Origin of the sequence: Microbacterium sp. 77mftsu3.1 (genome assembly GCF_900100525.1) — a bacterium.
Lineage (GTDB): Bacteria > Actinomycetota > Actinomycetes > Actinomycetales > Microbacteriaceae > Microbacterium > Microbacterium aquilitoris.
In genome coordinates this window covers 487,974-512,902 of sequence record NZ_FNCR01000002.1, presented here as the reverse complement: position 1 = coordinate 512,902, position 24,929 = coordinate 487,974, and the positions used below count along the sequence as shown (strand labels likewise).

General features: G+C 71.1%; 26 protein-coding genes. 12 read left to right on the top strand and 14 right to left on the bottom strand.

All coding sequences use genetic code 11. The features are described from left to right. Window positions 1-4: 4 nt before the first annotated feature. Entirely contained in the window at window positions 5-1,399 is a 1,395-nt protein-coding gene (locus BLR68_RS07430) for a D-alanyl-D-alanine carboxypeptidase family protein (protein WP_018187460.1), read from the top strand. Between the two features lie 3 nt (window positions 1,400-1,402). Here BLR68_RS07430 and BLR68_RS07425 read toward each other — a convergent pair whose 3' ends face one another. The 8 genes from BLR68_RS07425 to BLR68_RS07390 all read right to left on the bottom strand — a co-directional run bounded on the left by BLR68_RS07425 (window position 1,403) and on the right by BLR68_RS07390 (window position 7,596). Beyond that, window positions 1,403-2,335 carry a J domain-containing protein gene (locus BLR68_RS07425; RefSeq protein ID WP_018187461.1) on the bottom strand — a complete coding sequence of 311 codons (933 nt, stop codon included), beginning with the start codon at window positions 2,333-2,335 and terminating at the stop codon, window positions 1,403-1,405. Window position 2,336: 1 nt separating this feature from the next. Beyond that, window positions 2,337-3,398 carry an enoyl-CoA hydratase/isomerase family protein gene (locus BLR68_RS07420; protein ID WP_018187462.1) on the bottom strand — a complete coding sequence of 354 codons (1,062 nt, stop codon included), beginning with the start codon at window positions 3,396-3,398 and terminating at the stop codon, window positions 2,337-2,339. 66 nt (window positions 3,399-3,464) lie between these two features. Further along, window positions 3,465-3,941: a hypothetical protein gene (locus tag BLR68_RS07415; RefSeq protein WP_018187463.1), complete on the bottom strand. Its 477-nt coding sequence runs from the start codon at window positions 3,939-3,941 to the stop codon at window positions 3,465-3,467. A 71-nt stretch (window positions 3,942-4,012) separates the two neighbouring features. Beyond that, a complete protein-coding gene (locus tag BLR68_RS07410) occupies window positions 4,013-4,840 on the bottom strand; it encodes a uroporphyrinogen-III synthase (RefSeq protein WP_018187464.1) in 828 nt (275 codons plus the stop codon). Window positions 4,841-5,009: 169 nt separating this feature from the next. Further along, the gene (locus tag BLR68_RS07405; RefSeq protein WP_018187465.1) at window positions 5,010-5,276 is read right to left on the bottom strand and encodes a hypothetical protein; all 267 of its coding nucleotides are present in this window, start codon (window positions 5,274-5,276) and stop codon (window positions 5,010-5,012) included. Continuing rightward, complete coding sequence (locus BLR68_RS07400; RefSeq protein ID WP_018187466.1) at window positions 5,266-5,676, bottom strand: phage holin family protein; 411 nt, start codon at window positions 5,674-5,676, stop codon at window positions 5,266-5,268. The genes BLR68_RS07405 and BLR68_RS07400 overlap by 11 nt, the downstream gene beginning before the upstream one ends. Next, window positions 5,673-6,086, bottom strand: coding sequence for a hypothetical protein (locus BLR68_RS07395; protein WP_018187467.1), 414 nt, complete (start codon window positions 6,084-6,086; stop codon window positions 5,673-5,675). Before BLR68_RS07395 ends, BLR68_RS07400 begins: the two co-directional genes overlap by 4 nt. A gap of 88 nt (window positions 6,087-6,174) precedes the next feature. Further along, window positions 6,175-7,596 carry a protoporphyrinogen/coproporphyrinogen oxidase gene (locus BLR68_RS07390; RefSeq protein WP_018187468.1) on the bottom strand — a complete coding sequence of 474 codons (1,422 nt, stop codon included), beginning with the start codon at window positions 7,594-7,596 and terminating at the stop codon, window positions 6,175-6,177. A gap of 50 nt (window positions 7,597-7,646) precedes the next feature. On the opposite strand from BLR68_RS07390, the gene BLR68_RS07385 reads away from it, so the two are divergent. Next, complete coding sequence (locus BLR68_RS07385; protein WP_018187469.1) at window positions 7,647-8,222, top strand: HhH-GPD-type base excision DNA repair protein; 576 nt, start codon at window positions 7,647-7,649, stop codon at window positions 8,220-8,222. 36 nt (window positions 8,223-8,258) lie between these two features. Here the strand turns inward: BLR68_RS07385 and BLR68_RS07380 are convergent, their stop codons facing one another. Both BLR68_RS07380 and BLR68_RS07375 read right to left on the bottom strand, forming a co-directional pair. Further along, window positions 8,259-9,647 (bottom strand): glycine--tRNA ligase, encoded by a 1,389-nt coding sequence (locus BLR68_RS07380; protein WP_018187470.1) that lies wholly within the window; start codon window positions 9,645-9,647, stop codon window positions 8,259-8,261. A gap of 103 nt (window positions 9,648-9,750) precedes the next feature. Beyond that, window positions 9,751-10,140, bottom strand: coding sequence for a DUF4870 domain-containing protein (locus tag BLR68_RS07375; RefSeq protein ID WP_040570577.1), 390 nt, complete (start codon window positions 10,138-10,140; stop codon window positions 9,751-9,753). 117 nt (window positions 10,141-10,257) lie between these two features. Between BLR68_RS07375 and BLR68_RS07370 the strand changes: the two genes are divergently transcribed. The 5 genes from BLR68_RS07370 to BLR68_RS07350 all read left to right on the top strand — a co-directional run bounded on the left by BLR68_RS07370 (window position 10,258) and on the right by BLR68_RS07350 (window position 14,949). Next, a complete protein-coding gene (locus tag BLR68_RS07370; RefSeq protein WP_018187472.1) occupies window positions 10,258-11,700 on the top strand; it encodes an SPFH domain-containing protein in 1,443 nt (480 codons plus the stop codon). Continuing rightward, window positions 11,697-12,188: a hypothetical protein gene (locus tag BLR68_RS07365; protein WP_018187473.1), complete on the top strand. Its 492-nt coding sequence runs from the start codon at window positions 11,697-11,699 to the stop codon at window positions 12,186-12,188. The genes BLR68_RS07370 and BLR68_RS07365 overlap by 4 nt, the downstream gene beginning before the upstream one ends. Window positions 12,189-12,271: 83 nt before the next feature. Continuing rightward, window positions 12,272-13,072 carry an SDR family oxidoreductase gene (locus BLR68_RS07360; protein WP_018187474.1) on the top strand — a complete coding sequence of 267 codons (801 nt, stop codon included), beginning with the start codon at window positions 12,272-12,274 and terminating at the stop codon, window positions 13,070-13,072. 91 nt (window positions 13,073-13,163) lie between these two features. Beyond that, on the top strand, window positions 13,164-14,564 hold the full coding sequence (locus BLR68_RS07355; protein WP_018187475.1) for an MFS transporter: 1,401 nt from the start codon (window positions 13,164-13,166) through the stop codon (window positions 14,562-14,564). Between the two features lie 115 nt (window positions 14,565-14,679). Next, window positions 14,680-14,949: a hypothetical protein gene (locus BLR68_RS07350; RefSeq protein WP_018187476.1), complete on the top strand. Its 270-nt coding sequence runs from the start codon at window positions 14,680-14,682 to the stop codon at window positions 14,947-14,949. A gap of 18 nt (window positions 14,950-14,967) precedes the next feature. Here BLR68_RS07350 and BLR68_RS07345 read toward each other — a convergent pair whose 3' ends face one another. After that, complete coding sequence (locus BLR68_RS07345) at window positions 14,968-15,726, bottom strand: SDR family NAD(P)-dependent oxidoreductase (protein WP_018187477.1); 759 nt, start codon at window positions 15,724-15,726, stop codon at window positions 14,968-14,970. A gap of 68 nt (window positions 15,727-15,794) precedes the next feature. Here BLR68_RS07345 and BLR68_RS07340 point away from each other — a divergent pair, with 68 nt between their 5' ends. Then, a complete protein-coding gene (locus BLR68_RS07340) occupies window positions 15,795-16,403 on the top strand; it encodes an acyl-CoA-like ligand-binding transcription factor (RefSeq protein ID WP_018187478.1) in 609 nt (202 codons plus the stop codon). A gap of 3 nt (window positions 16,404-16,406) precedes the next feature. Here BLR68_RS07340 and menC read toward each other — a convergent pair whose 3' ends face one another. Next, window positions 16,407-17,540 carry an o-succinylbenzoate synthase gene (gene menC / locus BLR68_RS07335; RefSeq protein ID WP_018187479.1) on the bottom strand — a complete coding sequence of 378 codons (1,134 nt, stop codon included), beginning with the start codon at window positions 17,538-17,540 and terminating at the stop codon, window positions 16,407-16,409. 65 nt (window positions 17,541-17,605) lie between these two features. On the opposite strand from menC, the gene BLR68_RS07330 reads away from it, so the two are divergent. Continuing rightward, on the top strand, window positions 17,606-18,787 hold the full coding sequence (locus BLR68_RS07330) for a cobalamin-independent methionine synthase II family protein (RefSeq protein WP_018187480.1): 1,182 nt from the start codon (window positions 17,606-17,608) through the stop codon (window positions 18,785-18,787). 10 nt (window positions 18,788-18,797) lie between these two features. Here the strand turns inward: BLR68_RS07330 and BLR68_RS07325 are convergent, their stop codons facing one another. Further along, entirely contained in the window at window positions 18,798-19,493 is a 696-nt protein-coding gene (locus BLR68_RS07325; protein WP_018187481.1) for a GNAT family N-acetyltransferase, read from the bottom strand. An 18-nt stretch (window positions 19,494-19,511) separates the two neighbouring features. Next, entirely contained in the window at window positions 19,512-20,405 is an 894-nt protein-coding gene (locus BLR68_RS07320; protein ID WP_018187482.1) for a WcbI family polysaccharide biosynthesis putative acetyltransferase, read from the bottom strand. 107 nt (window positions 20,406-20,512) lie between these two features. Here BLR68_RS07320 and BLR68_RS07315 point away from each other — a divergent pair, with 107 nt between their 5' ends. From BLR68_RS07315 to purU, 3 genes are all read left to right on the top strand, one after another. Then, complete coding sequence (locus tag BLR68_RS07315; protein WP_018187483.1) at window positions 20,513-22,234, top strand: long-chain-fatty-acid--CoA ligase; 1,722 nt, start codon at window positions 20,513-20,515, stop codon at window positions 22,232-22,234. Window positions 22,235-22,300: 66 nt separating this feature from the next. Continuing rightward, the gene (locus BLR68_RS07310; protein ID WP_018187484.1) at window positions 22,301-23,785 is read left to right on the top strand and encodes a peptide MFS transporter; all 1,485 of its coding nucleotides are present in this window, start codon (window positions 22,301-22,303) and stop codon (window positions 23,783-23,785) included. Window positions 23,786-23,841: 56 nt separating this feature from the next. Then, the gene (purU, locus tag BLR68_RS07305) at window positions 23,842-24,720 is read left to right on the top strand and encodes a formyltetrahydrofolate deformylase (RefSeq protein ID WP_018187485.1); all 879 of its coding nucleotides are present in this window, start codon (window positions 23,842-23,844) and stop codon (window positions 24,718-24,720) included. Window positions 24,721-24,929: the final 209 nt, after the last annotated feature.

Sequence of the window (24,929 nt, the reverse complement as noted above, 5' to 3'; positions counted from 1 at the left end):
TCCCGTGACCGTGGACGACGCCGCTACCCGCACGCGCCGGCCCCGGCGCACCCGGCCCTCCGACGACCCCGCGCCGGCGACGAGGCTCGCTCTCGCCTGGGTCGACGACGACGGGCATCCGACGACGCGCGTCGCACCGGCGACAAGCGGGGCGGCGTACGACCTGCTGCCGCCGATGCGACGCCGGCGGCGGACCCGCGGACGCGTGATCGGGATCCCCGCGCTCGCGATCGTCGCCCTTGCGACGACCTACACGACGGCCATGCTGCTCTGGCCGCTCTCGTCCACCACAGCGACGGCGACGGCGACCGAGACGGCGCCGCTGGCCGGTGCTCCAAGCGCCATCTCGTGGCCCGCCGACGGCGAGGCCGCGGTCGGCATCGAGGGCTTCCCCGCGGCGGTCTCGTCGAACGATCCCGCACAGATGGCGAGCACCACGAAGCTCGTGACCGCCCTCGTCATCCTCGATCAGAAGCCGCTCGCGTCCGGCGAGCAGGGGCCCGCCTACGACTTCGGCTTCGCGGACCGGCAGGAGTACTGGCGCTACGTCGCGCAGAACCAGTCGGCGTTGAACGTGCCCGACGACGGCTCCCTCTCCGAGTACCAGATGCTCCAGGGCATGCTGATGGCGTCGGCCAGCAACTACGCGAACCGTCTCGCGACCGACGCGTTCGGCTCCGTCGCCGACTACGCGACGGCTGCCGACGCGTGGCTCGCGAAGAACGGCCTCGACGGCATCACGGTGACGGATGCCTCCGGCTACGACCGCGGCAACGTGGCGACCCCGGCGGCGATGATCGCGCTGGCCGAGAAGGCCCTCGAGAACCCGGTGATCGCCGAGATCGTCGGGACCAAGACCGCGGAGCTCCCCGGCGCGGGGACGTTCGAGAACACCAACGCCCTCCTCGGCACGGACGGCGTCGTGGGACTGAAGACCGGTAGCTACGCGGGGTACTACAACCTCGTCGCCGCGCAGAAGATCGACGTCGGCGGCATCCCCACGACCATTTTCGCCTCGGTCGCCGGGCAGCCCACGAACGATGCGCGTGCCGGCGAGGCCGAGCGCCTGCTCGGCGACCTCGCCGACGAGGCCGCTGCTCCGACGGTCCTTCCGGCGGGGACCGTCGTCGGTGAGGCCAGGACGGCGTGGGGCGCGAAGAGCCGCATCGTCACGGAGAAGGATGCGTCGCTGCTGCTGTGGAACGGCGCGACCGCGAAGAGCGCGGCATCCTTCGACGTCGAGGGCGATGCGACGGCAGGCGCGGACGCCGGAGACCTCACGCTGACGGGTCCGGCAGCCGAGGTCGAGGTGCCGCTCAGCGTCGAGAAAGCCCTCCCCGGCCCCGACGCCTGGTGGCGGCTGACGCACCCGCTCGAGCTCACGGGCATCGGCGGCTGACGCTCAGGCGAACCGGACCGTCTGCTGCAGTCGGGTCCGCACGTCGAACAGCTCGTTGCCGCCGATCTCGCGCGCTCCGCTGACGCCACGGCGGAGCACCGTCGCGAGGGCGCTGCGGGCGACGACGGCCACGGGGAGACCCTTCACCTTGCCGAGCTCCTCGACCGCCGAGACGACGTCGTCGTCGGGCAGGACGACGAGCGCCGCACTGAACTTCACCTTCGCCGCGCGGCCGAGCCCGCGCGCCGCGAGCACGAGCTGCGCGACCGGCGAGCCCACGACCGCGTCGCCCTCGATCTCGCCCCGGCGGGTGCGGACGGGCGCTCCGAAGTCCTCCGAGAGAACGGCGTACAGGCCGCTCGGGCCCAGCACGATGTGATCGAGCTTCACGTCGAGATCGCGGCGGTCGGCGGCGACGTCGTGCCAGACCGTGTACCCCATCCCGAGCTCGGCGACGATGCGCGCCGTAGCCTCCTCGGCGAGCGCGTCCGCCAAGAGCCGCCGCACCTCGTGAGGGGCGCTCCGCACCAGGCCCGGGTCGTACGGATCGGGCAGGTCGACGCCGCGGCCGGCCCACTCGCGGATCAGGTCGAGGTAGCGTTCGCGGCGCCAGCCGCCGGGCTGTCCGAACGACCGGGCGCGCGGCCGGGTGTCGGTCTGGCGCGCGGCCGGACGCCACATCGGAGCGGACGCGTCGGGCGCGTACGACACGGTGTCCCCGAACCCCTGCCCCCGGTCGTACGAGGCGCGCGCCTCGGCGGTGCCGACGAGTTCCCACGCACGCTGCACCTGGACGAACTGCGCGGCGTCGCCGCCGGTGTCGGGGTGGGTCTGCCTCAGACGCAGGCGATAGGCCTTGCGGAGATCTTCGTCGGTCGCATCAACCGCGACGCCGAGCACCTCGTAGGCCGAGGCGGAGAGAGGACTGTCGAACACGTCAGCTCCAGAGGGGGACGGTGGGGGCGAACGACAGCGCCTGCGCCGCCGTGCCCGCAGGGACCTCGGCCAGGGTCGCCGGCCGCCACCGGGGCGAGCGATCCTTGTCGACGAGCTGCGCGCGGATGCCCTCGACGAGGTCGGGCTGCGTCCGCCCGAACCACTCGACCAGGGCGTACTCCTGCGCGAGCGCCGCCCGCAGCCCGGGCACCCCTCGGGCGGACCGCACGGCGGCCAGGGTCACGATGAGTGCCGTCGGCGCCTGGGTCTCGAGCTCGTCCGCGGTGGCGCGGGCATCCGCTTCGGGCCGCGCCCGCAGGCGCACGATGACGTCGGCGACCGTCTCGGCCGCGAAGGCGTCGTCGATCCAGCCGCGCGCCGACGCCAGGCGCGACGGTTCGGGCGTCTCATCGAACAGCATCGTGATCTCGGTCGGGGTGTCCGGGTCGGCGCGCGTGACGAGCGCGTGGCGGACGTCGTCCAGCCGATCGGCGGGCACGAGGTGGTCGGCGAATCCGGCGTAGATCGCGTCGGCGGCATCCATCGTCGCGCCCGTCAGCGCGAGGTACTCGCCGATGCGGCCGGGAGCGTGCGCGAGCAGCCACGAGCCGCCGACATCGGGGGTGAAACCGATGCGCGTCTCGGGCATCGCCAGGCGCGAACGCTCGGTCACGATGCGCACCGAGGCGTGACCGGCCAAGCCGATCCCCCCGCCCATCGTGACGCCGTCGGCGAAGACCACGATCTGCTTCGGGTAAGCGGCGATGCGCGCATTGAGCGCGTACTCGTCTCGGAAGAAGCCCATCGCGGCCTCGGCATCCCCCGCCAGGATCTGCTCGCGGAGGGTCCGGACATCGCCGCCGGCGCAAAAGCCGCGATCACCCGCGCCGTCGAGCAGGACGAGGCGGATGTCGGGATCGTGCTCCCAGCGGTCGAGCGCGTCGGCGATGCCGCGGATCATGCCGTGGTCGACGGCGTTGATCGCTTCGGGCCGGTCGAGGGTGATGCGCCCGACACTGCCCTCCGCACGGACGAGCAGACGGGATGCCGCGGGTTCACTCACCCGGGCAACGTTACCGGGCCGCTCCCCCGCACCGGCCGAGAGCGGCGTCGGTCAGGCCTGTACCGGTCAGGCTTGTGCCGGGCGCGGCGCGCGGCGCCGGGACGGCCGCCCCGTCGGACCCGCCGCGGCATCGCCGCTCTGCACCGGGATCTCGGTCGTGACGAGCTGCACGACGTCGGTCGGCTCGTCCTCGACGTCGAGGCGGAGCGCCTGCACGAGCGCCAGACCGTGGCGGGTCGTGATCACGAGCCGCTGGAACTCCGCGTCGCCCTCGAGGTCGATCACGACCGACGGCCTCCGACGCCGGACGAGGATGAAATCGTCGCCGCCGGCGGAGCGCCAGATCCCCATAGCGACCGTCCGGGGGACGACGGTGCCGGGAGCGGGGACGCCGCGCAGCCACGTCCACGGATCGTCGACGAGCTGCACCTTGACGATGTGCGCGCGCTCGACGCGGACGGCATCCTTGCGGAACGCCAGCACACGCTCGGTGGCGGAGAGCGCGACCTCCAGTCGCGACGAATCGAGCAGCAGCGTCACCATGGGATCAGTCTGCCAAACGCATCCACCGCGACGGATGCCCGAGCCGCAACGATACGGTCTCGACCACGGCCTCAGCCCTGGATTCGGGGGAACGAACCGGTGGGAGGGGCGAGTTCGTCGATCGCGTGCGGGAGCGGGAACTGACCGACGGCGGCGATGAGACCGGCGACCGTCTGCTCCTTCGCCGTGACGCTGACGCCGAGGCCCGCACGCCGTGCATCCTTCGCGGTACGGGGGCCGATGGCGGCGATGACGGTCGCCTCGGGGATCTCGGGGAACTGCTCGTACACCTGCTCGGCGACCGATCCGCTCGTGACGAGGATCGCGTTGATGCGTCCGGAACGGACATCGGTGGCGACCTTGTCGGTCACGGGCACGCCGACGGTGCGGTACGCGATGACGCTCCGGACGTCGTGCCCCGCCTCTTCGAGCAGTCGGGTCAGGACGGGTTTGGCGAGTTCGCTGCGAAGCGTGAGCACGCGCATCGGGTCGGGCTCGAGCGCGATGAGCTGAGCGGCCATGCCGGCGGCGGAGTTGTCCTCCTCGGGGACGAGATCCACGCGGTAGCCGACGGCGCCGAGAGCGGCGGCGGTCGTCTCGCCGACGGCGGCCACGCGCGTCGTGTGCGGGATGACCGCTCGGTACGCATGCAGGACGTCGACCGTGGTCGAGCTCGTGAGGGTCACCCAGTCGAACGCGCCTGAGGCGAGGTCGCGGAGTGCGGATTCGAGGTCGGTCGGGTCTTCGGAGGGTGCGAAGTTGATGAGCGGGGCGATGACCGGCGTCGCTCCCTGGGCACGCAGAGCGGCGGCGACGCTGTCACCCCAGGGACCTCCGCGCGGGACGAGCACACGCCAGCCCTTGAGGGGCTTCGGTGCTGTCGCAGCGGATGTGTTCATGGTTCGACTCTCGTATAGGCGGTGGCCGCCCCGCAGCGAGACGGCCGACGCTCATCGACATGAGCGCGGATGCGCACGTTCGGGACCGTGTCGTCGGCAGCACTCGCGCCGTCGCCGCTGCCTGTTCCGAGCATACCCCCGGCGTCGGGAGCGACGACGCGGGGAGGCGTCAGCGCGTGTACAGGCGGACGACGCCCCAGACGACCACGCCGACGGCCAGCGCAGCGCCGACCACGGCGACTGCGGCACCGGACGGGTTGCGGTCCGCGAAGCCACGCGCCGAGACCTGCGCGCGCCGCGTGGCGCGAGCCGCCCGCTTGGGGACGTTCGCCTTCTCTTCGATGGCCGCGAGGGCCGCCTTCAGCTCAGCGCGCGCACGCTCGACCGGGTCGGTGATCCCGAGCGGGACGGCGGTGCGGGGGAGGTCAGAACTCATCGGCCACTTCCTTCACGATTCGGGCGTCGGTAGACAGTGCCTTCGCGGGATTCTCACGATTCTTCATACGCCGGACCCTCAGGTACCCGAGGAACGCGGTGATGACCACCAGCAGCAATCCGAGCACGACGAGGATGAGAGCCGCCAGCCAGGGCGCCATCCACGACGACAGCCCGATGACGGTGAACGCGCCGATGGCCGGCAGCGTCCAGAACAGGAAGAAGAGGGCGAGGACGAACCAGAGGCCGACGATGCCGGCATCCTTCCCGGTCCGCGCCGCCCACGTCTTCGCCGCGGTGATCTCGGCGACGATCAGGTTCTTGACGAGCTCGGGCAGCTCTCCGACGAGACCGAGGAGACTCTCGTCGCGGCGGTCCCGGAATCCGCGGGGGGTGCTCATGACGCGGACGAGGGCTTCCTGCGCGCGCCGCCCGTCGAACCGGACGAGGCCCGGCTCGCCGGCTTCTTCGCGGAGCCGGACACGGCGTCAGCGGTGGTCTTGGCGGCGTCCTTCACGTCGTCGGCCGCATCCTCGGATGCGTCGAGCGCGGCGTCGAGCTTCTGGCCCGGGGTGCCCGAGGTGGTCGCGGCGCGGGTGACCTTGACGGCACCGTTCCAGAGGACGCTCGGCAGGGCGAACGCGGCGGACTTGCCGAACTCGGCGACCTTGTCCACCTGCTTCTGCACGGCGGGCGTGTTGTACACCCGCAGGTAGGCGTCCTTGATCTGCTCGTAGCGCTGGCGGCCCGCGCGGGCCCCGAGGACGTAGCCGGCGGTGAGTCCGACGACGATTCCGATCTTGCCCTTCATGGCGATTCCTCACGTTCGAAGCGATGTGGTGCCGAGCACCCAGCGTATCGGCGCATGCCGTTCGCGGTATCCACCCTTGACAGGCGGCTCAGGTCGTTGCACCCTCACCGTCGGAGTGCCACAGGAGGCCCGATCGGATGCGTTCCGCTTCGGTCTCGGCATCGGTGGCGACCCGGGCGAGCCCGGTGCCGTCGATCCAGGCGCCCACGACGCCGAGGCGCTCGTTCGTGCGGGCCGCACGGCGCAGCTCGTCGCGCGCGGGCGACAGGGCCGATGACGGCAGCGCGCGCGGCCAGCGCGCCCGGTACGCGGCGCGGACGGTGCCCACGTCGGCGCCGAGGAGCTCGGCGGCCGCCGCCGTAGCTGCGGCGATCGCCTCGGCATCCGTCCCTTCGCCGGCGGGCAGGGTCACACGGACGATGTGCGGTTCGCCGTGTTCATGCGGCCACGTCGCCGTCGCGTGGACTACCGCGAGCGCCGCCGCCTCGCCCGGGACGGCGTAGACCGCGTGTCCCCGCGGACGCGCGTCGAGGCCCGGGGCGTCGAGGACGAGCGTCACGACGTCGACGTCTTCCGGAGAAAGGGTCGGGCCGTCGAGGCCGTCCAGGTGCGGGGCGAGCAGCCGTCGAGCGGTGCGCTCGGGTGTCGCGACGATGATCGCATCGACCTCGTGGACGCCGCTCTCGCCGTCCGCCGCCGCCCACGACAGCGACCACCCGGCACCCGCACGCTCGATCGCGGTGACCTCCGCCGCCGCGCGGACCTCGACGTCGAGGTCCGTCAGGCGCTCCGCGAGAGCATCGACGAACACCGACATCCCACCCGCGATGCTCGCGCGAGAAGGGGCGGCGTCATCCTTCCCGGCCAGCTGCTGCGCGACCGCGCCCGAGAGCGAACCGGTGCGGGTGAGCGCGGAGTTCAGACCGCGAGCAGCGCGATCGACGTCCACCTGCTCGGGCGGCACGCCATGGATGCCGTAGGTCAGGGGAGCGACCATGCGGTCGAGGATCCGCTCCCCCACGCGCTGGCGCACGAGGGTGCCGAGGTTCCGCTCGGCACCGATCGTCAGCGGTGGGCGCAGGCGGTCCACGTACGCCCGCCACGCGCCGCGTGCACCGATGATCCGGCGCGCGCGGGGGTCGAACGGGTTGGCCGGGATGCCGAGGATCGACGCCGCCGGCAGCGGCGCGACTCCGTGCGGACCGGCGACCCAGGTGTCGGCGTCCTGCGCCGGGACCATGGCGTCGCGCAGGCCCAGTTCGTCGATCAGCTCGGCCAGGGCGCCGGGGGCGACGCGGAAGCCGTCGGCCGCGACATCCGTCATCGTGCCGTCGAGCTCGGCGGAGGCGACGATCCCCCCGAGGCGATCGCCCGCCTCAAACAGCGTCACACCGATCCCGACCTTCGCGCAGTGGAGTGCCGCGACGAGCCCGGCGATCCCGCCCCCGACGACGGCGACCCGCGCCCGTCGGGCCTGCGAGATGAGGTCGGTGGCGGCGTCGGCGGTCATCCTCCCATCCTCCCCCACCCGCACCTTGCCGACGGTGGGAACATGGAGGCATGGCCCTGCACATCACCGGCGACGGTGCCGCCGACGCACTCCTCACCGACGAACCGCTCGCCCTCCTGATCGGGATGCTGCTCGACCAGCAGATCGCGATGGAGACCGCGTTCGCCGGCCCGCTGAAGATCCGCGACCGCACGGGTGGGCTGGATGCCGCGCAGATCGCCGCGGCCGATCCCGAGGAGTTCGCGGCCGCCTTCAGCCAGACCCCGGCCGTCCACCGCTTCCCCGGTTCGATGGCCGCTCGCGTGCAGGCGCTCTGCCAGACGCTGGTCGACGAGTGGGCCGGCGACGCCGCGGCGCTGTGGAGGCAGGGCGAGCCCGACGGGCGGACGGTGCTGAAGCGGCTGAAGGCGCTTCCGGGGTTCGGCGACCAGAAGGCGCGCATCTTCCTCGCCCTGCTCGGCAAGCAGTACGGGTACACGGGCGACGGGTGGCGCGAGGCCGCCGGCGCCTACGGCGAGGAGGGCTCCTTCCGCTCGGTCGCCGACATCGTCTCGCCGGAATCGCTCACGAAGGTGCGGGAGCACAAGCGCGCCGCGAAGGCGGAAGCCAAGGCCGCCAAGGGCTGACGCCTCGCGCCGCAGCGGGCGCGAGGCGTCGCGGGGTCAGGCGCCGCGCAGGCGCGGGGCGAGGTAGGTGTGCAGCTCGGAGAGCGAAACTCGCTCCTGCGCCATCGAGTCGCGATCGCGGATCGTCACGGCGTCGTCGTCGAGCGAATCGAAGTCGACCGTGACGCAGAACGGCGTACCGATCTCGTCCTGGCGCCGGTACCGGCGTCCGATCGCACCCGCGTCGTCGAAGTCCACGTTCCACCCGTTGGCGCGCAGATCGTCGGCGACCTTGCGGGCGAGGGGCGACAGGCGCTCGTTGCGGCTCAGCGGCAGGACGGCGACCTTTACCGGCGCCAGGCGCGGGTCGAGGCCCAGGACCGTGCGGGTGTCGGTGCCGCCCTTCGCGTTCGGCACCTCCTCCTCGCGGTAGGAGTCCACGAGGAACGCCATCATGGCGCGGGTGAGACCGAAGGACGGCTCGATGACGTAAGGGACGTAGGTCTCGCCGGATGCCTGGTCGAAGTACGCGAGCTTCTGCCCGGACGCCTCGATGTGACTCGAAAGGTCATAGTCGGTGCGGTTGGCGACGCCCATGAGCTCGCCCCACTCCTTGCCCGCGAAGCCGAACCGGTACTCGACGTCGATCGTCGCGGTCGAGTAGTGGGCGCGGTCCTCTTCGGGCACGTCGAACTGCCGCATGTTCTCGGGATCGATGCCGAGGTCGAGGAACCAGTTCCAGCACGCCTCGACCCAGTGGTCGAACCACTCACCGGCTTCGGCGGGCGGCGTGAAGAACTCGATCTCCATCTGCTCGAACTCGCGCGTGCGGAAGATGAAGTTTCCGGGTGTGATCTCGTTGCGGAAGGCCTTGCCGACCTGGCCGATGCCGAACGGCGGCTTCTTGCGCGACGCGGTCAGCACGTTCGAGAAGTTCACGAAGATGCCCTGAGCGGTCTCGGGGCGCAGGAAGTAGAGGCCGCTCTCGTCATCGACGACGCCGAGGTAGGTCTTCACGAGACCCGAGAACGACTTCGGCTCGGTGTACTGACCCTTGGTGCCGCAGTTCGGGCAGGGCACGTCGCCGAGACCGTTCTCGGCCTTGCGGCCCTTGCGGGCTTCGAAGTCCTCGATCAGCGTGTCCTCGCGGAAGCGCTTGTGGCACTGGAGGCACTCGACGAGCGGGTCGGTGAAGGTCGCGACGTGCCCCGATGCCTCCCACACGCGCTTGGGGAGGATGATCGACGAGTCGAGGCCGACCATGTCGCCGCGTCCGCGGACGAACGTCTGCCACCACTGGCGGCGGATGTTCTCCTTGAGCTCGGTCCCGAGGGGGCCGTAGTCCCACGCCGACCGCGACCCGCCGTAGATCTCGCCCGCCTGGAAGACGAACCCGCGGTGACGGGCGAGGGCGATGACTTTGTCGAGACGGGACTGCTCGGCCACGGTGGCTCCAATGGTCGTTGTGAAGAGGGTGCGCGACAGCGCGGACGCCGCAGAACGCGGCATCCGTCAGTCTATCCGGGCCTCTTCGCCGGGGCGACGCGGCTCAGGAGACGAAGCGGATCGTCACCGGCGGGTTGTACCACTGCCCCTGGTTCGCCTTCACGGCGCCGATGATCGCGATCACGATCAGCAGCACGTAGACGGCCAACAGGATCAGCAGACCGATGCCAATGAGGATGAGGATGGCACCGACAATGCTGGCGATGAGCATCGTGAGCTGGAAGTTCAGCGCGGCGGCCGTGTGCGCGCGCACGAACGGACCGCGGTCGCGCAGCACGAGGTAGGCGACGAGTGGCCCGACCCATCCCGTGAAGATGCCGCTGAGATGCGTGAGGGTCGCCCACAACTTCTCGTCCTCGGGACGCATCGGCGGCACAGGCGTGTACGCCCCGAACGGGGGCTGGGGCGGCTGCGGAGGAGGAGGGGTGGTCATGAGGCCAGCGTAGGGCGGGAGCCGCACCCTCGTCACGCGGCTGGAGTAACCGATACGTTCGTAGTGGGCACGTGCACCGTGCCGCGCACAGACATCGAGACTCGGGGGAAATCACACATGGACGCACTCGTCACAGGCGGGGCTTTCGTCATCGGCGCCATCGCCGTCGTCGCCGTCATCGTCTTCATCATCATCTTCATGGTGGTGCTGCGGGCGTGGTACAAGGTCGCCAAGGCCGACCAGGCGCTCGTCATCGTCGGACGCAACCAGAAGAACGCGTCGGGGGATTCATCGCGCATCTCGGTCATCACCGGCGGCGGCGCGCTCGTCAACCCACTGACGCAGCGGGCCGAGATGATCTCGCTGCGCGCGCGTCAGATCAAGATGGAGCCGACGGCCCAGTCATCCACCGGTGTCACGGTCAACGTCAGCGGTGTCGCCCTCGTCAAGATCGGCTCGGACCCCGAACTCGTCCGTCGTGCGGCCGAGCGCTTCCTCTCGCAGGACGGCGCGATCGAGCAGTTCACGACCGAGCAGCTCGAGGGTGCGCTCCGCGGAGTCGTGGCGACCCTGACCGTCGAGCAGCTCATGAACGACCGGCAGAAGCTGTCGGACCAGATCGCCGACGGCATCAAGAGCGACCTGCTGTCGCAGGGCCTCATCCTCGACTCGTTCCAGATCCAGGGCGTCACCGACAAGAACGGCTACATCGACGCCCTCGGCGCGACCGAGGTCGAGCGCGTCCGCCGCGAGGCCGAGGTCGCGCGCATCAACGCCGCCCGCGAGGTCAAGGCGCGCCAGATCGCGACCGACGAGGCGAACCTCATCGAGCAGACCGCGTACGACAAGAACTCCGCCGCAGCCGCAGCCGAGGTCGGTCGTGCCCGCGCCGAGGCGGAGCAGGCCGAGGCCCTCGCCCGTGCCGAGCGCGAGCAGGCCGTCCTCCTGCAGCAGGCCGAGAACCGTCAGGCGCAGCTCGACGCCGACGTCAAGAAGGTCGCCGACGCCTCGCTCTACGAGCGCGAGCGCTCCGCCGACGCCGACGCCTACACGCAGGTCAAGGCCGCTGAGGCCCGTGCGCAGATCGCCGCCCAGGAAGCCGAGGCCACGCGCCTGCGCGCCGAGGCCGACGCCGCCGCCGTGCGGCTGGAGGGTGAAGCACGCGCTGCGGCCCTCACGGCAGAGGCACGCGCCCTCGCCGAGAACCAGCAGGCCCTGCTCGCGCAGCGCGCCATCGAGTCGCTCGTGCCGCTCATGACCGAGTTCGCACGCGGCTTCGACAAGGTCGGCTCGATCACGGTGCTCGGCGGCGAGGGGGCATCGAGCCACATCGCCGGCGAGAGCGCCTCGAGCATGCGCGCGACGTTCGACGCCGTCCAGGCGGCGACGGGCATCGACCTGCGCGGCATCATCCAGGGCCAGGCCACGGGTCGCGGGATCGCCCAGGGCTTGCAGAACGAGCAGGCGGCGCAGGACGCCGCGCCGCTGCGTCGCCGGGCGGCGGAGCCCGCCGCTGAGCCGGCAGCGCCCGTCGACACCCCCTCGCCGGACGCGGTGTGAGCACGCCCGAGGGAGGCCGGTCGCTCGTCGTCGACGAGCAGCTGGCCTCCCGCCTCGCGCGCGGCTTCCTGCGCTGGCAGCTGACGCGGCCGTCCTGGATCGTGCTGATGACCGCCACGGCCCTGATCGTGATCCTGAGTGTGTTCCTCACCGCCACGGGGAGTGAGAGCGCTGCGTGGGTGGGCATCGCCATGGTGGTCATCCTGTGCGGAGCGGTGATCGCGTCGTGGATCGCCGTCCGATCCTCGATCCTGCGCGCCTACCCGGTGGGCTTCGTCGCAACGGCGACGCTCACCGCCGAGGGCATGCGGGCGACCTCGGCACTCGGTACGAGTGACATCCGCTACACGGCCTTCCGCCGAGTGGATGCCGCCGGCGACGCGCTCCTGCTGAAGGTCGGTTCGCCGCTCGGACCGGTCGCGGTCATGCCGCGGGCACTCCTGTCCGACGCCGACATCACCCACCTGCGCTCGACCACCTCGCGCTGACAGCACTGCGGCTCCGGTACGTCCGGGGCCGCAGTGCTGTCAAGCGGGTGTGCCGCGGACGCGTCGGTTCGTAGCGTCGGACCATGACCTTCTCGCCCCGCCGCGCCATCGTGACCGCCTCCGACTCCGGGATCGGGCGCGCGACCGCCCTCGCCCTCGCCGACGCCGGGATGGACGTGGGGGTGACGTGGCACTCCGATGAGGACGGCGCGAACGAGACGGCCGAGGAGGTCCGCCGCCGCGGCCGCAACGCCGTCGTCGCGCAGTTCGATGCCACCGACCTCGAGTCGGTCCCCGGCATCGTCCGCCACCTCGCCGAGCAGCTGGGCGGTCTCGACGTCTTCGTCAACAACGCCGGCGGCGGCACCGGCGGACCGTTCCTCGACATGGACATCGACGGGTGGCGCACCGTCGTCGGGCTGAACCTCGACGGCGCCTTCGTCGGCATGCACACGGCCGCGAAGCTCATGGCCGATGCCGGCCAGGAGGGGCGCATCATCGCCGTCACGAGCGTCCACGGCTCGCAGCCGCGCGTCGGCTCGGCCGCCTACGTCGCATCGAAGCACGGTCTCGAAGGGCTCGTGAAGACGATGGCCCAGGAGCTCGGCCCGAAGGGCATCACGGTCAACTCCGTCGCCCCGGGCGAGATCGCGACGCCCATCAACGACATGGATGCCGAGGACGCCGAGAACACGCATCGCCCCGGCATCCCGATCCCCCGTCCCGGCAAGCCGGAGGAGATCGCCGACGTGATCGCCTTCCTCGCCTCACCGGCGTCGTCGTATGTGACGGGCGCGACCTGGGTCGTGGACGGCGGGATGCTGCAGATGGGCCCGCAGGCGGGCTCGCACATGGAGTCGGACGACTGGCGTTCGGCGGGATGATCCGCCGGGGATGAGCCCGGCAGGCTCCGACGTCGTCGGCCGGGCTTAACCTGGAGGGATGCCCTCGGACGACAGACGCAGACTCACCCGCATGCCACGACAGGGCGCCATCGTCGCCGTTCTGGCGATCGCGGGACTCGCGTCGTCGTTCATGTTCACCCTGGTCGTGCCGATCCAGGCGAAGCTCCCCGAGCTCCTGAACGCCTCGCGCGAGGACACCGCGTGGGTCGTGACGGCGACCCTGCTCGCGGCGGCGGTCTCGACGCCGATCGCGGGGCGACTGGGCGACATGTACGGCAAGCGCCGCATCGTCCTCATCCTGCTGGGGCTCCTCATCGTCGGGTCGGTCATCGCCGCCCTCTCCCCCGGCATCGGCGGCATCATCGTCGGACGTGCACTGCAGGGCGCCGTCACCGGCGTCGTCCCGCTCGGCATCTCGATCATGCGCGACGTGCTGCACGAGGACCGGGTGGATGCCGCCATCGCCCTGATGTCCGCGACCCTCGGGGTCGGCGGCGCCGTCGGCATGCCGGTCAGCGCGATCATCACCGAGACGAGCGACTGGCACGTGCTCTTCTGGATGGCTGCGGGACTCGGCGTCGTCGTCTTCGCCCTCGTCGCCCTCGTCGTGCCGGCGAGCGTCCTGCGGACCGCGGGCAGGTTCGACTTCGCCGGGGCCATCGGTCTCGCGATCGGTCTGACGGGCGCCCTGCTCGCCGTCTCGCGCGGCAACGAATGGGGGTGGACGTCGCTGGCGACGCTCGCCCTGGGGCTCGGCGGCCTCGCCGTGCTGCTCGTGTGGGGCTGGTTCGAACTCCGCATCCGTGAGCCCCTCCTCGACCTGCGGGTCGCGGCGCGTCCGGCCGTGCTCCTCACCAACCTCGCGTCGGTCGCGATGGGCTTCTCGCTGTTCGCCTCGAACGTGTCGTACCCGCAGATGCTGGAGCTGCCGGCATCCGTCGGCGGATTCGGACTCACCCTCGTCCAGGCGAGCTTCATCGTCATGCCCGCCGGTCTCGTGATGATGGTGCTCTCACCCTTCTCGGGACGCCTCGCCCGCACGATCGGCCCGCGCCTGCTGCTCATCATGGGTGCGAGCGCGTTGATCCTCGCGTACGGCTACTCGCTGCTGTGGGCGTCGGAAGTCTGGCACCTGCTGGTCGCGAACCTGCTCATCGGCGTGGGCATCGGCTTCGGCTACGCCGGCATGCCGATGCTGATCATGCGCTCGGTGCCCCAGCACGAGACGGGCGCCTCGAACGGCCTCAACGCGCTGTTCCGCTCGCTCGGCACCTCGATCGCCGCGGCCGTCGTCGGCGCGGTGCTCGCCGCCCTGACGGTCGACCTCGGCGGCACACCCGTCCCGGCGCCCGAGGCGTTCCACCTCTCCTTCGCCCTCGGTCTCGGCGCCGCCGTCATCGCCCTCGGCGTCGCCCTGTTCATCCCGCAGCGCCGCGACCCGCACGAGGCGCGTCCCTCGATGCCCCACTGACGCAGCCGCTCGCCGCGCAGCGGGGGCCGTCCGACCGCTCGCGCGCCCTCTATCAGGTCTCGGGATCCACGACAGCCCCGTCGCGGGATCGGGCGCAGGACACCAGGATGGGGTGATGTCCTACGCCACCGAACGCCGCTCGAACCCGACCGCCTGGGCCGCCTTCTGGGTCGGCCTGCTCGGCCTCATCCTCATGCCGATCCCGCTGTTCATCGGTTTCTTCGTGGGCGGCGGGCTGTCGATCGTCGCCGCGATCCTCGTCGTGATCGCCCTGTTCAAGGGCCTCGCCCGCAGGGGCAAGGGCATCGCCCCGGTCGTCTTCGCCGCGATCTTCGTGCTGCTCACGTGGGGCGGCATCTCGGTGGGCGGCGGCGTCGTCTGGTGACGCCCCCTGACCGCCGGCTCAGATCGCCGACCACCCGCCGTCGCTCGGCAGGAGGACGCCGTTCACGTTGGCCGAGTCGTCGCTGAGCAGCCACGTGATGGCTGCGGCGAGCTGCTCGGGCTGGGCCACGGGAGGGACGATCGCCTGCAAGATCGGACCGACTCGCGATGCCGCGTATTCACTGCGCATCGGGGCCTCGATGTTCGTCGCCACGGCTCCCGGAGCGACGGCGTTCGCGCGGATCCCCTGCGGTCCGTGGAAGAACGCGACGCTCTTCGTGTACCCGGCGATCGCATGCTTGGACGAGGTGTAGGCGGCGCCGGACGTGGATCCGCGCAGGGCCGCCTCGGATGCGACGTTGACGATCGCGCCGGATCCCGCGGCGATCATGAGCGGCAGTACGGCTCGCGTCAGCCGCATCGGGCCGGTGAGGTTGACGCTCAGCACTCGTTCCCAGGTGGCGTCGTCGATCTCGCTCGGCGGGAGGAAGGCATCCATGATGCCGGCGACGTTGGCGAGCCCGTCGACGCGGTCCGCGGCGGCGCGCATGATGAGGTCGATCGTCTCGGCGCGGGACACGTCGCCGACGACCGTCTCGACGGGAAGGTCCGACAGTTCCGCACGCACGTCGTCGAGGCGCTCGGCGACGACGTCGGTCGCGATCACGCGTCCGCCCTCGCGCGCGATCCGGACCGCGGTGGCGCGTCCGATGCCCGAACCCGCGCCCGTGACGATGATGGTCTTGCCTGCGAATCGGCCGGTGGTCGCTTCGGTCATGTCTCCTCCTTCGAGAGTGGCGCTCGGTGCGCCGGTACAGTTTTAGCACTCAGTGCCGAAAGGTGTCTATGAACTCCCCCAGCGAACGCCCCTCGGGCCGGCCCCGCACCATCGACCCCGACCGCGTCTCCCTCCTCGCGCTCCGACTCTTCGACGAGCGCGGGTTCGATGTCGTGTCGATGGACGATGTCGCGGCTGCAGCCGATGTGAGCCGCCGGTCACTGTTCCGGCTGTTCCCCAGCAAGGCCTCGCTGGTCTGGGGCGGTCTCGACGAGGCGGTCGATCGCTTCCACGCCTGCCTCGCGAGCAGCGCGGCAGAGGATGACACGTGGGAGGCGATCCGGAGAGCCTTCGCCGCCGCTGCGACCATCCCCGACGAGATGATCGAGGTCACCCGTCATCGACTCCACGTCATCCGCGACAACCCGACCCTCTGGGCCATGGGTTCCGCGAGGATCGGAGCGCTGGCCGACGCGGTCGTGGAATTCATCGCCGAGCGCGACGGCTCGTCGGCCGATGACCTGACGACGGTCGTCCGCGCGCAGGCGCTCAGCGGCGCGTCGAACGCGGCCCTCGTCTGGTGGGCGTTCAACGGCGGCGACGAACCACCCGCCGACGTCGTACGGCGCGCGTTCTCGCTGATCGCCTTCGACGATGCAGGGGCGACGCCCGCCTGACCGTCAGGCGCGGAGCGTCGCGCGCGCGACGGTGAACGCCTCGACCGCGTCGAGGTCGACCTCGACGCCGAGGCCCGGCCCCGTCGGCACCCGCACGTGTCCGTCCTCGAGGACGACGGGCTCCGTCACGATGTCACGGTCGTAGAACCGAGCGGATGCCGAGACGTCGCCCGGCAGCGTGAACGCGGGGTGCGCGGCGAGCGCGGCGTTCGCGGCGCGGCCGATCCCGGTCTCGAGCATGCCGCCGCACCAGACCGGGATCCCGGCCGACGCGCAGAGGTCGGCGATGCGGAGCCCCTCGAGGTAGCCGCCGACACGGCCCGCCTTGACGTTGATGACCGTCGTCGCGCCGAGGGCCAACGCGTCTCGCGCGGCCTTGACGGAGGTGATCGACTCGTCGAGGCAGACGGGCGTCCTCAGCTGCTGCGCGAGGGCGGCGTGGTCGACGAGGTCGTCCTCCTGCAGCGGCTGCTCGATGAGCAGCAGGCCGAACCGATCGAGCTGCGCGAGAGTGTCGGCGTCGGCGAGCGTGTAAGCGGAGTTCGCGTCCACCTGCAGCGGGATGTCGGGGAACGCGGTGCGCACGGCATCCGTCTCGGCGATGTCGCGGCCGGGCTTGATCTTGATCTTGATCCGGACGTACCCCTCGTCGAGGTACCCGCGGACGGTCTCGACGAGGGCCGCCGGATCGGATTGGATGCCGACGCTCACCCCAGACGGGATGGTCGCCGCCGTCCCGCCCAGGTACGACGCGAACGAGCGCCCCTCGCCGCGGAGGGCGGCGTCGAGCAGGGCGAGCTCGAGTCCCGCCTTCGCCATCCGGTGGCCGACGAACGGGTCGAGGACGCCGGCGACGTCCTCGGGCGCGAGGGTCCCGCGCTGCAGGAGCGCCGGACCGAGCCAGCGCGTCGTGACGTCCCACGCACCCTGCGTGTACTCGCTGGAGTACACCGGTGCGCTCTGCGTGACGACCTCGCCCCACCCCTCGCCCGCATCGGTCCTCGCGCGGACGACGATGACCTCGCGGTCGGTCATGGTGCCGAACGACGTCGTGAACGGAGCGACGAGCGGGATGCGGAGCACCCGGAGCTCGATCTCGTCGAGGCGGACGGATGCGGCGTGCTGAGCGAGCGGCATGGGGTCAGGTTACGGGCCGTTGCACGACGGGTGCAGCGGCATCCGTCGATTCCTAGACTCGGCCCATGCCCCTCGAGACGACCACCTCCGGAAGCCTTCCCCGCTCGACCGCGCTGATCGAGGCGAACGCCGCGCGCGCGTTCGCCGACGACGGCTTCACCCTGCTACCGAGCGCCGAGGCCGAGGAGCTGACGGCGCGTGCCGTGGCCGACGTCGTCGAACGCCAGCGCGCCGCGGGCATCACCCTCGTCGGCGACGGCGAGTTCGGGAAGGCCATGACGAACCCGGTCGACTACGGCGCGTGGTGGGGATACTCCTTCCAGCGCGTCGCGGGGCTGTCGCTCACCGAGGTGAACGCCTTCACCGAGCCGCCCGTGCTGTCGAGCCCGGGGAACGTCCGCCTCACGAGCTTCCTGGGTCGTCGTGACCGGCAGCGGTTCCCCGCGGTCTATATCGAGGCCGTCGAGACCGGGCGCATCGCCTCGGCCTTCCCGACCACGACGGGTCCGCTCTCGTACCGCGGCCACGACGCGGTGGCGGCGGACATCCGCAACCTCACGGCAGCGCTCCACGACGGCGAGCAGGGCTTCCTCACGGCGATCGCGCCCGGGTCCGCCGCACGCGTGCACAACGACTACTACGCGTCCGAGCAGGAGCACATCGACGCGTGGGCCGATGCCCTCCGTGAGGAGTACCGGGCCATCACCGACGCGGGCCTTATCCTGCAGCTCGACGACCCGTCGCTGGCCGAGAACTTCGACCAGATCGACCCCGAGCCCTCGGCCGCGGACTACCGGGCGTTCACCCGCATCCGGATCGAGGCGATCAACCGCGCCATCGAGGGCCTTCCGAAGGAGCAGGTGCGCCTGCACCTGTGTTGGGGCTCGTGGCACGGTCCGCACACGACCGACGTCGAATTGAAGGACATCCTCGACGTCGTCCTCGAGGCGAACGTCGGGTCGATCTCGTTCGAGGCGGGAAACGTCCGCCACGAGCACGAGTTCGCCGTCTGGGCCGACGCACGGATCCCCGAGGACCTCGTCCTCGTCCCGGGCGTCGTCAGCCACGCGACGAACGTCGTCGAGCACCCCGATCTCGTCGCGCAGCGCATCCGCCGCTACACCGACATCGTCGGCGCCGAGCGCGTGATCGCCTCGACAGACTGCGGCCTGGGCGGCCGCATCCACCCCGACATCGCGTGGGCGAAGCTCGAGTCGCTCGGCGAAGGGGCCTGTCGGGCCGGCTGACCGCCGCGCCTCAGCTCCGGACGAACAGGTAGCCCTCGCCGGTGCGGAAGCCGCCGACGACCAGGCCGGCGTCGAGCTGCGCCCGGAACGCGTCGCGGACCTCGCGGCGAAGGCGGGCCGCGGCATCCGGATCAGTCCTGCGCATCGCCTCGATGTCGCTCGGGATCGCGACCGTCGCGATCACATCAGATGCCTCGGGCGTCGGGACAGGCGACGCCAGGTGCCACGCCACGTGCAGCCGATCGCTCTCGTCGCCGCTGTTGATCGCGTCGCCCATGTCGCCGTAGTGGTCGACGAGGTAATCGGTGACCCGCCCGCCCAGGACCTCGAGGTTGAAGTGGGCGTTCCGGGCGATGAGCGGATCGAACGTCCACGTGATGGTGCCGACCCCGCGCGCGAACGCCCACTCGCGCTGATGCGCCTTGAGCGCGCGGCCGATGCCCCGCGCCTGCGCCTCGGGCAGGACGCCCGTCACGTGCGAATGCATACTGCGCGAGGACGGCGGCCCGAAGAAGGCAGCGGATGCCGCGACCATACGCTCGCCGTCGAACACGCCGACGACGTAGTTGCCGGCGTGCTGCAGAGCCCGCAGCAGGTTCGGCGGCATCCCGCCGTCCGGAGAACCCCAGACCGCCTCGAAGACGCCGCTCGCGGCGACCATCTCGTCGATCGTGTGCAGTTCGCGGATGTCGAGCGCGTCAGCCATCCCGCCACGCTACGCCGGTCAGCGCCGCCAGCGCTCGAGCGTCGGGCGGAGTCGCTCGAGGGCGCCGCGGACGAAGTCGGGGTTCCGGCGGTACCACTCGAGGTGCGCTTCGCGGATCTCGGCGGGATCGACGAGATCGCCGTTGACCCGCCACACCGGCTCAGGCACGGCGTCGAGTCCCCACGCGTCGATGACCCAGTCCTCGCGCGGCGCGTGGACGGCATCCAGCAGCGGCCGGCCCGGATCGGTCGCCGCGCCCGGTCGCCCGAGGGCCCGCAGCACGCGGTCCCCGATCGCGAGGATCACGGGGTTGCCCGGATGGTTCACGGTGCGGACGAGGTCGAAGCCCGGCGCCGCGAACAGGTCGGAGACCCCGACGTCGAGCTGCTGCTCACGCCGCTCGAGCTCTGCGATCGAGTCGGCCGCCTCGGCCCGGACGGCGTCGGCGCCCAGCGCGTCGCGGACGGGGATGCCGCCCGCCTCGGCGAGGGTGCGGACGTCGTGGTAGGCGACGATCGGCGGGTCCTCCTCCGTCCCCGGCACGTGCAGGACGGCCTGGAACGGGTAGAGGCCCGAGAAGCGGACGACCGGGAAGGTGACCGCCCGACCCGACGCGGGGAGGGATGCCGCGAGCTGCCGCGTCCCCAGCGGGAGGTCGTGGTAATCGTCCTTCACGGGTTGCGCGATGAGCACCGAGGCGCCGGCGAGCACCTCGTGCAGGCGCGCCGCCTCGGCGGCATCCATCTCGTACACCGGCGGGACGCGCAGGAGCGTCAGGTCGTCGGAGTCCAGCACGATCCGCACCGACTCGGCCTGGCAGTTGCCGACGACGACGCCGTAGTCCGTGCGGGGAAGGTCGCCGAAGAACCCGGCGTAGTGGGCGCGGCGGGCGGTGAGCGCATCGTCGGTCATGCCTCGAGCGTCGCAGGCGCCCCCACACTCCGGCCACCCGCTTGCGCGCGGGCACGCACCGAGCAAGGGGAACGCGCTGGGCACCTGCGCGACCTAGGATCGTCGCCGTGCAGCTGAACGAGACCCGCGCCTGGAACCGCTTCTACGCCGCCGGCACGCCGGTCGACATCGAACCCGTGACGGGGTCGCTCATCGACCTGCTCGACGAGCGCGTCGGCCGGTACGGCGAGCGCGACGCGATCGCGTTCTTCGGACGGGCGGTGACCTACGACGAGCTCGGCTCGCGGGTCGCGCGCGTCGCCGAGGGTCTGCGGAAGCTCGGCATTGGCGCCGGCGACCGCGTCGCGCTGATCATGCCGAACGCCCCGCAGCACGTCATCGCGTTCTACGCGGTGCTGCGACTCGGCGCCGTCGTCGTCGAGCACAACCCGCTCTACACGCGGGACGAGCTCGAGGTGCAGTTCCGCGACCACGGCGCCCGCACCGTGATCGCGTGGGACAAGGTCGCGCCGCTCGTCCAGTCGCTGCCGGCCGAGCTCGGCATCCGCGACGTCGTCTCGGTCGACGTGACCACCGCGATGCCGCTGAAGACGCGGATGCTGCTGCGCCTGCCCGTCGCGAAGGCCAGAGAGTCGCGTGGCAAGCTCACGGCCGCCGCGCCCGGCACGATCCCGTTCACGCGACTCGAGAACTCCGCACCGATCGCCCCGGGTCACCCACGGCCCGGGCGCGACGACCTCGCCTGCCTGCAGTACACCTCGGGCACGACGGGCGACCCGAAGGGCGCCATGATCACCCACGGCAACCTGTGGGCGAACGCGCGCATGGGCGCCGCCTGGATGCCCGACTTCCGCCACGGCGAGGGCAGCATCTACGGCCTGCTGCCGATGTTCCACTCCTTCGGTCTGCTGCTGTCGGTCATCTACTCGGTCGAGACCGGGTCGCGCGCCGTGCTCTTCCCCACCTTCGACCCCGAACTGGTGGTGGATGCCGCGAAGACCTTCCCGCCGACGTTCATCCCCGCCGTCCCGCCGATGTTCGACCGGCTGGCCCGGGTCGCCCGCGACGGCGCCCTCGACCTCAGCCGCGTCGTGTACTCCATCTCGGGAGCGATGACCCTGACCCCGACGGTCGCCTCACGCTGGGAGAAGCTCGCGGGCAGCATGCTCAACGAGGGGTACGGCCTCACCGAGACGAGCCCCATCGCCCTGGCCAACCCGTTCGACGAGTCGCGCCGCATCGGGGCCATCGGCATCCCGTTCCCCTCGACCGACATCAAGGTCGTCGATCCCGAGGAGCCGACCCGCGAGGTCGCGCAGGGCGAGACCGGCGAGCTGCTCATCCACGGACCGCAGGTGTTCGCGGGATACTGGAACCGTCCCGAGGAGACCGCCGCGACCCTCCTCGAGGGCGGCTGGGTGCGTACCGGCGACCTCGTGCAACAGGACGAGGACGGCTTCGTCACGGTCGTCGACCGCAAGAAGGAGCTCATCATCACGGGCGGTTTCAACGTCGCCCCCTCGGAGGTCGAGCAGGTCGTGACAGCCTCGCCGGGCGTCGCCGAGACCGCGGTCGTCGGCATCCCCCGCGGCGGCGGAGCCGAGGTCGTCACCGCCGTCGTCGTCCTGGAGGACGGCGCGACGTTCGACGAGGCCGCCGCCCGCGAGCTCGCCCGCGAGCGCCTCGCGGAGTACAAGCGGCCGACGACCTACGTCGTGTGGGAGGAGCTGCCGAAGTCCCTCATCGGCAAGGTGCTCCGCCGACGGGTCCGCGACACGCTGCTCGCCGATCGTCACGCCACCCGCGCCGTCGTCGACGACGAGGACTGATACACCCGCGCGAGGTGTCGCACAACCTGGGTGCCCCGTCCAGGACCCGCGCCTAACCTGGGACGAATGCGGAACGTACCTCCCGTCGACCTCCCGTCCTCCGACGACACCGCAGCGCGCGACACCCGATTCTTCGGTCAGCCGTTCGCGCTCGCGCACGTGTTCGGCGTCGAGATGTGGGAGCGCTTCAGCTTCTACGGCATGCAGGGCATCCTGCTGCTGTACTTGTACTTCTCGGTCACCGACGGCGGTCTCGGCGTCGACAAGACGGTCGCGGCGAGCATCGTCGGCGCCTACGGCGGCGCTGTCTACCTGTCGACCGTCCTCGGGGCGTGGGTCGCCGACCGCATCCTCGGCGCCGAACGCGTGCTCTTCCTGAGCGCGATCGTCATCATGGCGGGGCACATCGCCCTCGCCCTCCTCCCCGGCTTCGCGGGCGTGACCGTGGGCCTCATCCTGGTCGCCTTCGGATCGGGCGGACTCAAGGCGACCGCCACGAGCGTCGTCGGCACCCTCTACGCCGCCGACGATTCCCGACGGGATGCCGGTTTCTCGCTGTTCTACCTCGGCATCAACCTCGGCGCCTTCGCCGGCCCCCTGCTGACCGGACTGCTGCAGTCGACCCTCGGGTTCCACTGGGGCTTCGGGCTCGCCGCCCTCGGCATGGCACTGGGCCTCGCCCAGTACTCGTTCGGCCGCCGGAGCCTGCCCGCCGAGGCGCGCGTGGTGCCCAACCCGCTGCCGCGCGGACGCTACCCGCTGTTCGCCGGGATCGGCGTCGCCGCCGTGGTGGTCATCGTCGTCCTGGTCCTGACCGGCGTCATCCGCGCCGACAACCTGGCGCTGATCGTGATCGGTGCGGTGATCCTCGCGGCCGTCGCGTACTTCGCCGTCATCCTGCTCAGCCGTCAGATCACCTCGCAGGAGCGCAGCCGCGTGTGGGGCTTCCTGCCGCTGTTCCTCACGTCGGTCGTGTTCTGGTCGCTCTACCAGCAGCAGTTCACGGTCGTGACGCTGTACTCGGCCGAGCGCCTCGACCGCAACCTGTTCGGCTGGGAGATGCCGATCCCGTGGGTGCAGTCGATCAACCCGGTGTTCATCATCCTGCTGGCGGGCGTCTTCACGGCGGTGTGGTCGAAGCTCGGCTCACGCCAGCCGTCGACGCCGGTGAAGTTCGCGTTCGGCGTCGCCGTCATGGGCGTCGCCTTCGTGCTGTTCCTGCCCTTCGCGGGCGGCGGGGCGAATTCGACGCCGCTGCTGGCGATCGTCGGCATCCTGCTCGTCTTCACGGTCGCCGAGCTGATGCTCTCGCCCGTGGGACTGTCGGCGGCGACCAAGCTCGCGCCGGAGCGGTTCCAGACGCAGATGGTCGCGCTGTTCTTCTTGTCGGTGTCGCTCGGCACCGCCATCGCCGGCCAGCTCGCGACGCTGTACGACCCCGAGAACGAAGTGCCCTACTTCTCGACTCTCGGCCTCATCTCGATCGCGATGGGCGTGCTGCTGCTGGTCTGCGTGAAGCCGGTGCTGTCGCTCATGAAGGGCGTGCGCTGACGGATGCCGCGCGTCACGCGGTCGGCATCCGTCATCGCACAGGGCAGAATCGAGGGATGACTTCGTCCGTGTCGCAGCTCCACCCCGACCACGCCTGCCTCATCGTGCACGGCAAGGACAGCCCCGGCATCATCGCCGCGGTCTCGGCGATGATCACGCGGATCGGTGGCAACATCGTCCAGTTCGACCAGTACTCGGACGACCCCCGCGGCGGCGCGTACTTCCAGCGCGTCGTGTTCCACCGCCCGGGCTTCGCGGGGCAGCGCCCCGCGATCGAGACCGAGATCGGCGACACGCTCGCTCCGTTCGATCTGGAGTGGTCGCTCACCGACCAGTCGGTGCCCAAGCGCATGGCGATCCTGTCGTCGAAACAGGACCACTGCCTGCTCGACCTGCTGTGGCGCAACCGCCGCGGCGAGCTGCCCATCACGGTGCCGATGGTCGTCTCGAACCACGCGACGTCGGCCGATGACGTGCGCTCGTTCGGGGTGCCGTTCTTCCACGTGCCGTCGACGCCGGGTCCCGACAAGTCGGCATCCGAGGCGAAGATCCTCGAGCTGCTGAAGGGCAACGTCGATTTCGTCGTGCTCGCCCGCTACATGCAGATCCTGTCGCCGGAGTTCCTCGCCGAGCTCGGGGTGCCGGTCATCAACATCCACCACTCGTTCCTGCCCGCCTTCATCGGCGCCGAGCCGTACCGCAAGGCGAAGGAGCGCGGCGTGAAGCTCATCGGCGCGACGAGCCACTACGTCACCGGCGACCTCGACGAGGGCCCGATCATCGAGCAGGACACGATCCGCGTGACCCACGCCGACACCACCGCCGAGCTCGTGCGCCGCGGCGCCGACGTCGAGCGCCAGGTGCTGTCCCGCGCGGTGCGCTGGCACGCCGAGGACCGCGTCATCCGGCACGGGAACCACACGATCGTCTTCTGACGCGGGGTTCCGGGGACGCGATTCGCCGCCGCGGGCCCGTCAGGGCGGCCCGTTGCGTCCCTGGAAGCGTTCATCGGCGCCGAACGGCGGCCCGCGACGCTCGCAGCCCGCCCTTCGGCGCGACTGAGCGCGCGTTCAGCCCGTCGCACTCCCCCGTCGCAAACGGCAGCGCCACACCGCGTGTTGAGACAGGGGAAGCACAGGGGGCG

Excerpts from the sequence above, each read along its gene's own strand:
- BLR68_RS07340 (WP_018187478.1), top strand. The coding sequence starts at position 15,795 with ATGAACTCCCCCAGCGAACGCCCCTCGGGCCGGCCCCGCACCATCGAC.
- BLR68_RS07325 (WP_018187481.1), bottom strand. The coding sequence starts at position 19,493 with ATGGCTGACGCGCTCGACATCCGCGAACTGCACACGATCGACGAGATG.
- purU (WP_018187485.1), top strand. The coding sequence starts at position 23,842 with ATGACTTCGTCCGTGTCGCAGCTCCACCCCGACCACGCCTGCCTCATC.
- BLR68_RS07345 (WP_018187477.1), bottom strand. The coding sequence starts at position 15,726 with ATGACCGAAGCGACCACCGGCCGATTCGCAGGCAAGACCATCATCGTC.
- BLR68_RS07415 (WP_018187463.1), bottom strand. The coding sequence starts at position 3,941 with ATGGTGACGCTGCTGCTCGATTCGTCGCGACTGGAGGTCGCGCTCTCC.
- BLR68_RS07370 (WP_018187472.1), top strand. The coding sequence starts at position 10,258 with ATGGACGCACTCGTCACAGGCGGGGCTTTCGTCATCGGCGCCATCGCC.
- BLR68_RS07310 (WP_018187484.1), top strand. The coding sequence starts at position 22,301 with ATGCGGAACGTACCTCCCGTCGACCTCCCGTCCTCCGACGACACCGCA.
- BLR68_RS07410 (WP_018187464.1), bottom strand. The coding sequence starts at position 4,840 with ATGAACACATCCGCTGCGACAGCACCGAAGCCCCTCAAGGGCTGGCGT.
- BLR68_RS07395 (WP_018187467.1), bottom strand. The coding sequence starts at position 6,086 with ATGAAGGGCAAGATCGGAATCGTCGTCGGACTCACCGCCGGCTACGTC.
- BLR68_RS07385 (WP_018187469.1), top strand. The coding sequence starts at position 7,647 with ATGGCCCTGCACATCACCGGCGACGGTGCCGCCGACGCACTCCTCACC.
- BLR68_RS07355 (WP_018187475.1), top strand. The coding sequence starts at position 13,164 with ATGCCACGACAGGGCGCCATCGTCGCCGTTCTGGCGATCGCGGGACTC.
- menC (WP_018187479.1), bottom strand. The coding sequence starts at position 17,540 with ATGCCGCTCGCTCAGCACGCCGCATCCGTCCGCCTCGACGAGATCGAG.
- BLR68_RS07390 (WP_018187468.1), bottom strand. The coding sequence starts at position 7,596 with ATGACCGCCGACGCCGCCACCGACCTCATCTCGCAGGCCCGACGGGCG.
- BLR68_RS07320 (WP_018187482.1), bottom strand. The coding sequence starts at position 20,405 with ATGACCGACGATGCGCTCACCGCCCGCCGCGCCCACTACGCCGGGTTC.
- BLR68_RS07405 (WP_018187465.1), bottom strand. The coding sequence starts at position 5,276 with ATGAGTTCTGACCTCCCCCGCACCGCCGTCCCGCTCGGGATCACCGAC.
- BLR68_RS07375 (WP_040570577.1), bottom strand. The coding sequence starts at position 10,140 with ATGACCACCCCTCCTCCTCCGCAGCCGCCCCAGCCCCCGTTCGGGGCG.
- BLR68_RS07350 (WP_018187476.1), top strand. The coding sequence starts at position 14,680 with ATGTCCTACGCCACCGAACGCCGCTCGAACCCGACCGCCTGGGCCGCC.
- BLR68_RS07330 (WP_018187480.1), top strand. The coding sequence starts at position 17,606 with ATGCCCCTCGAGACGACCACCTCCGGAAGCCTTCCCCGCTCGACCGCG.
- BLR68_RS07400 (WP_018187466.1), bottom strand. The coding sequence starts at position 5,676 with ATGAGCACCCCCCGCGGATTCCGGGACCGCCGCGACGAGAGTCTCCTC.
- BLR68_RS07360 (WP_018187474.1), top strand. The coding sequence starts at position 12,272 with ATGACCTTCTCGCCCCGCCGCGCCATCGTGACCGCCTCCGACTCCGGG.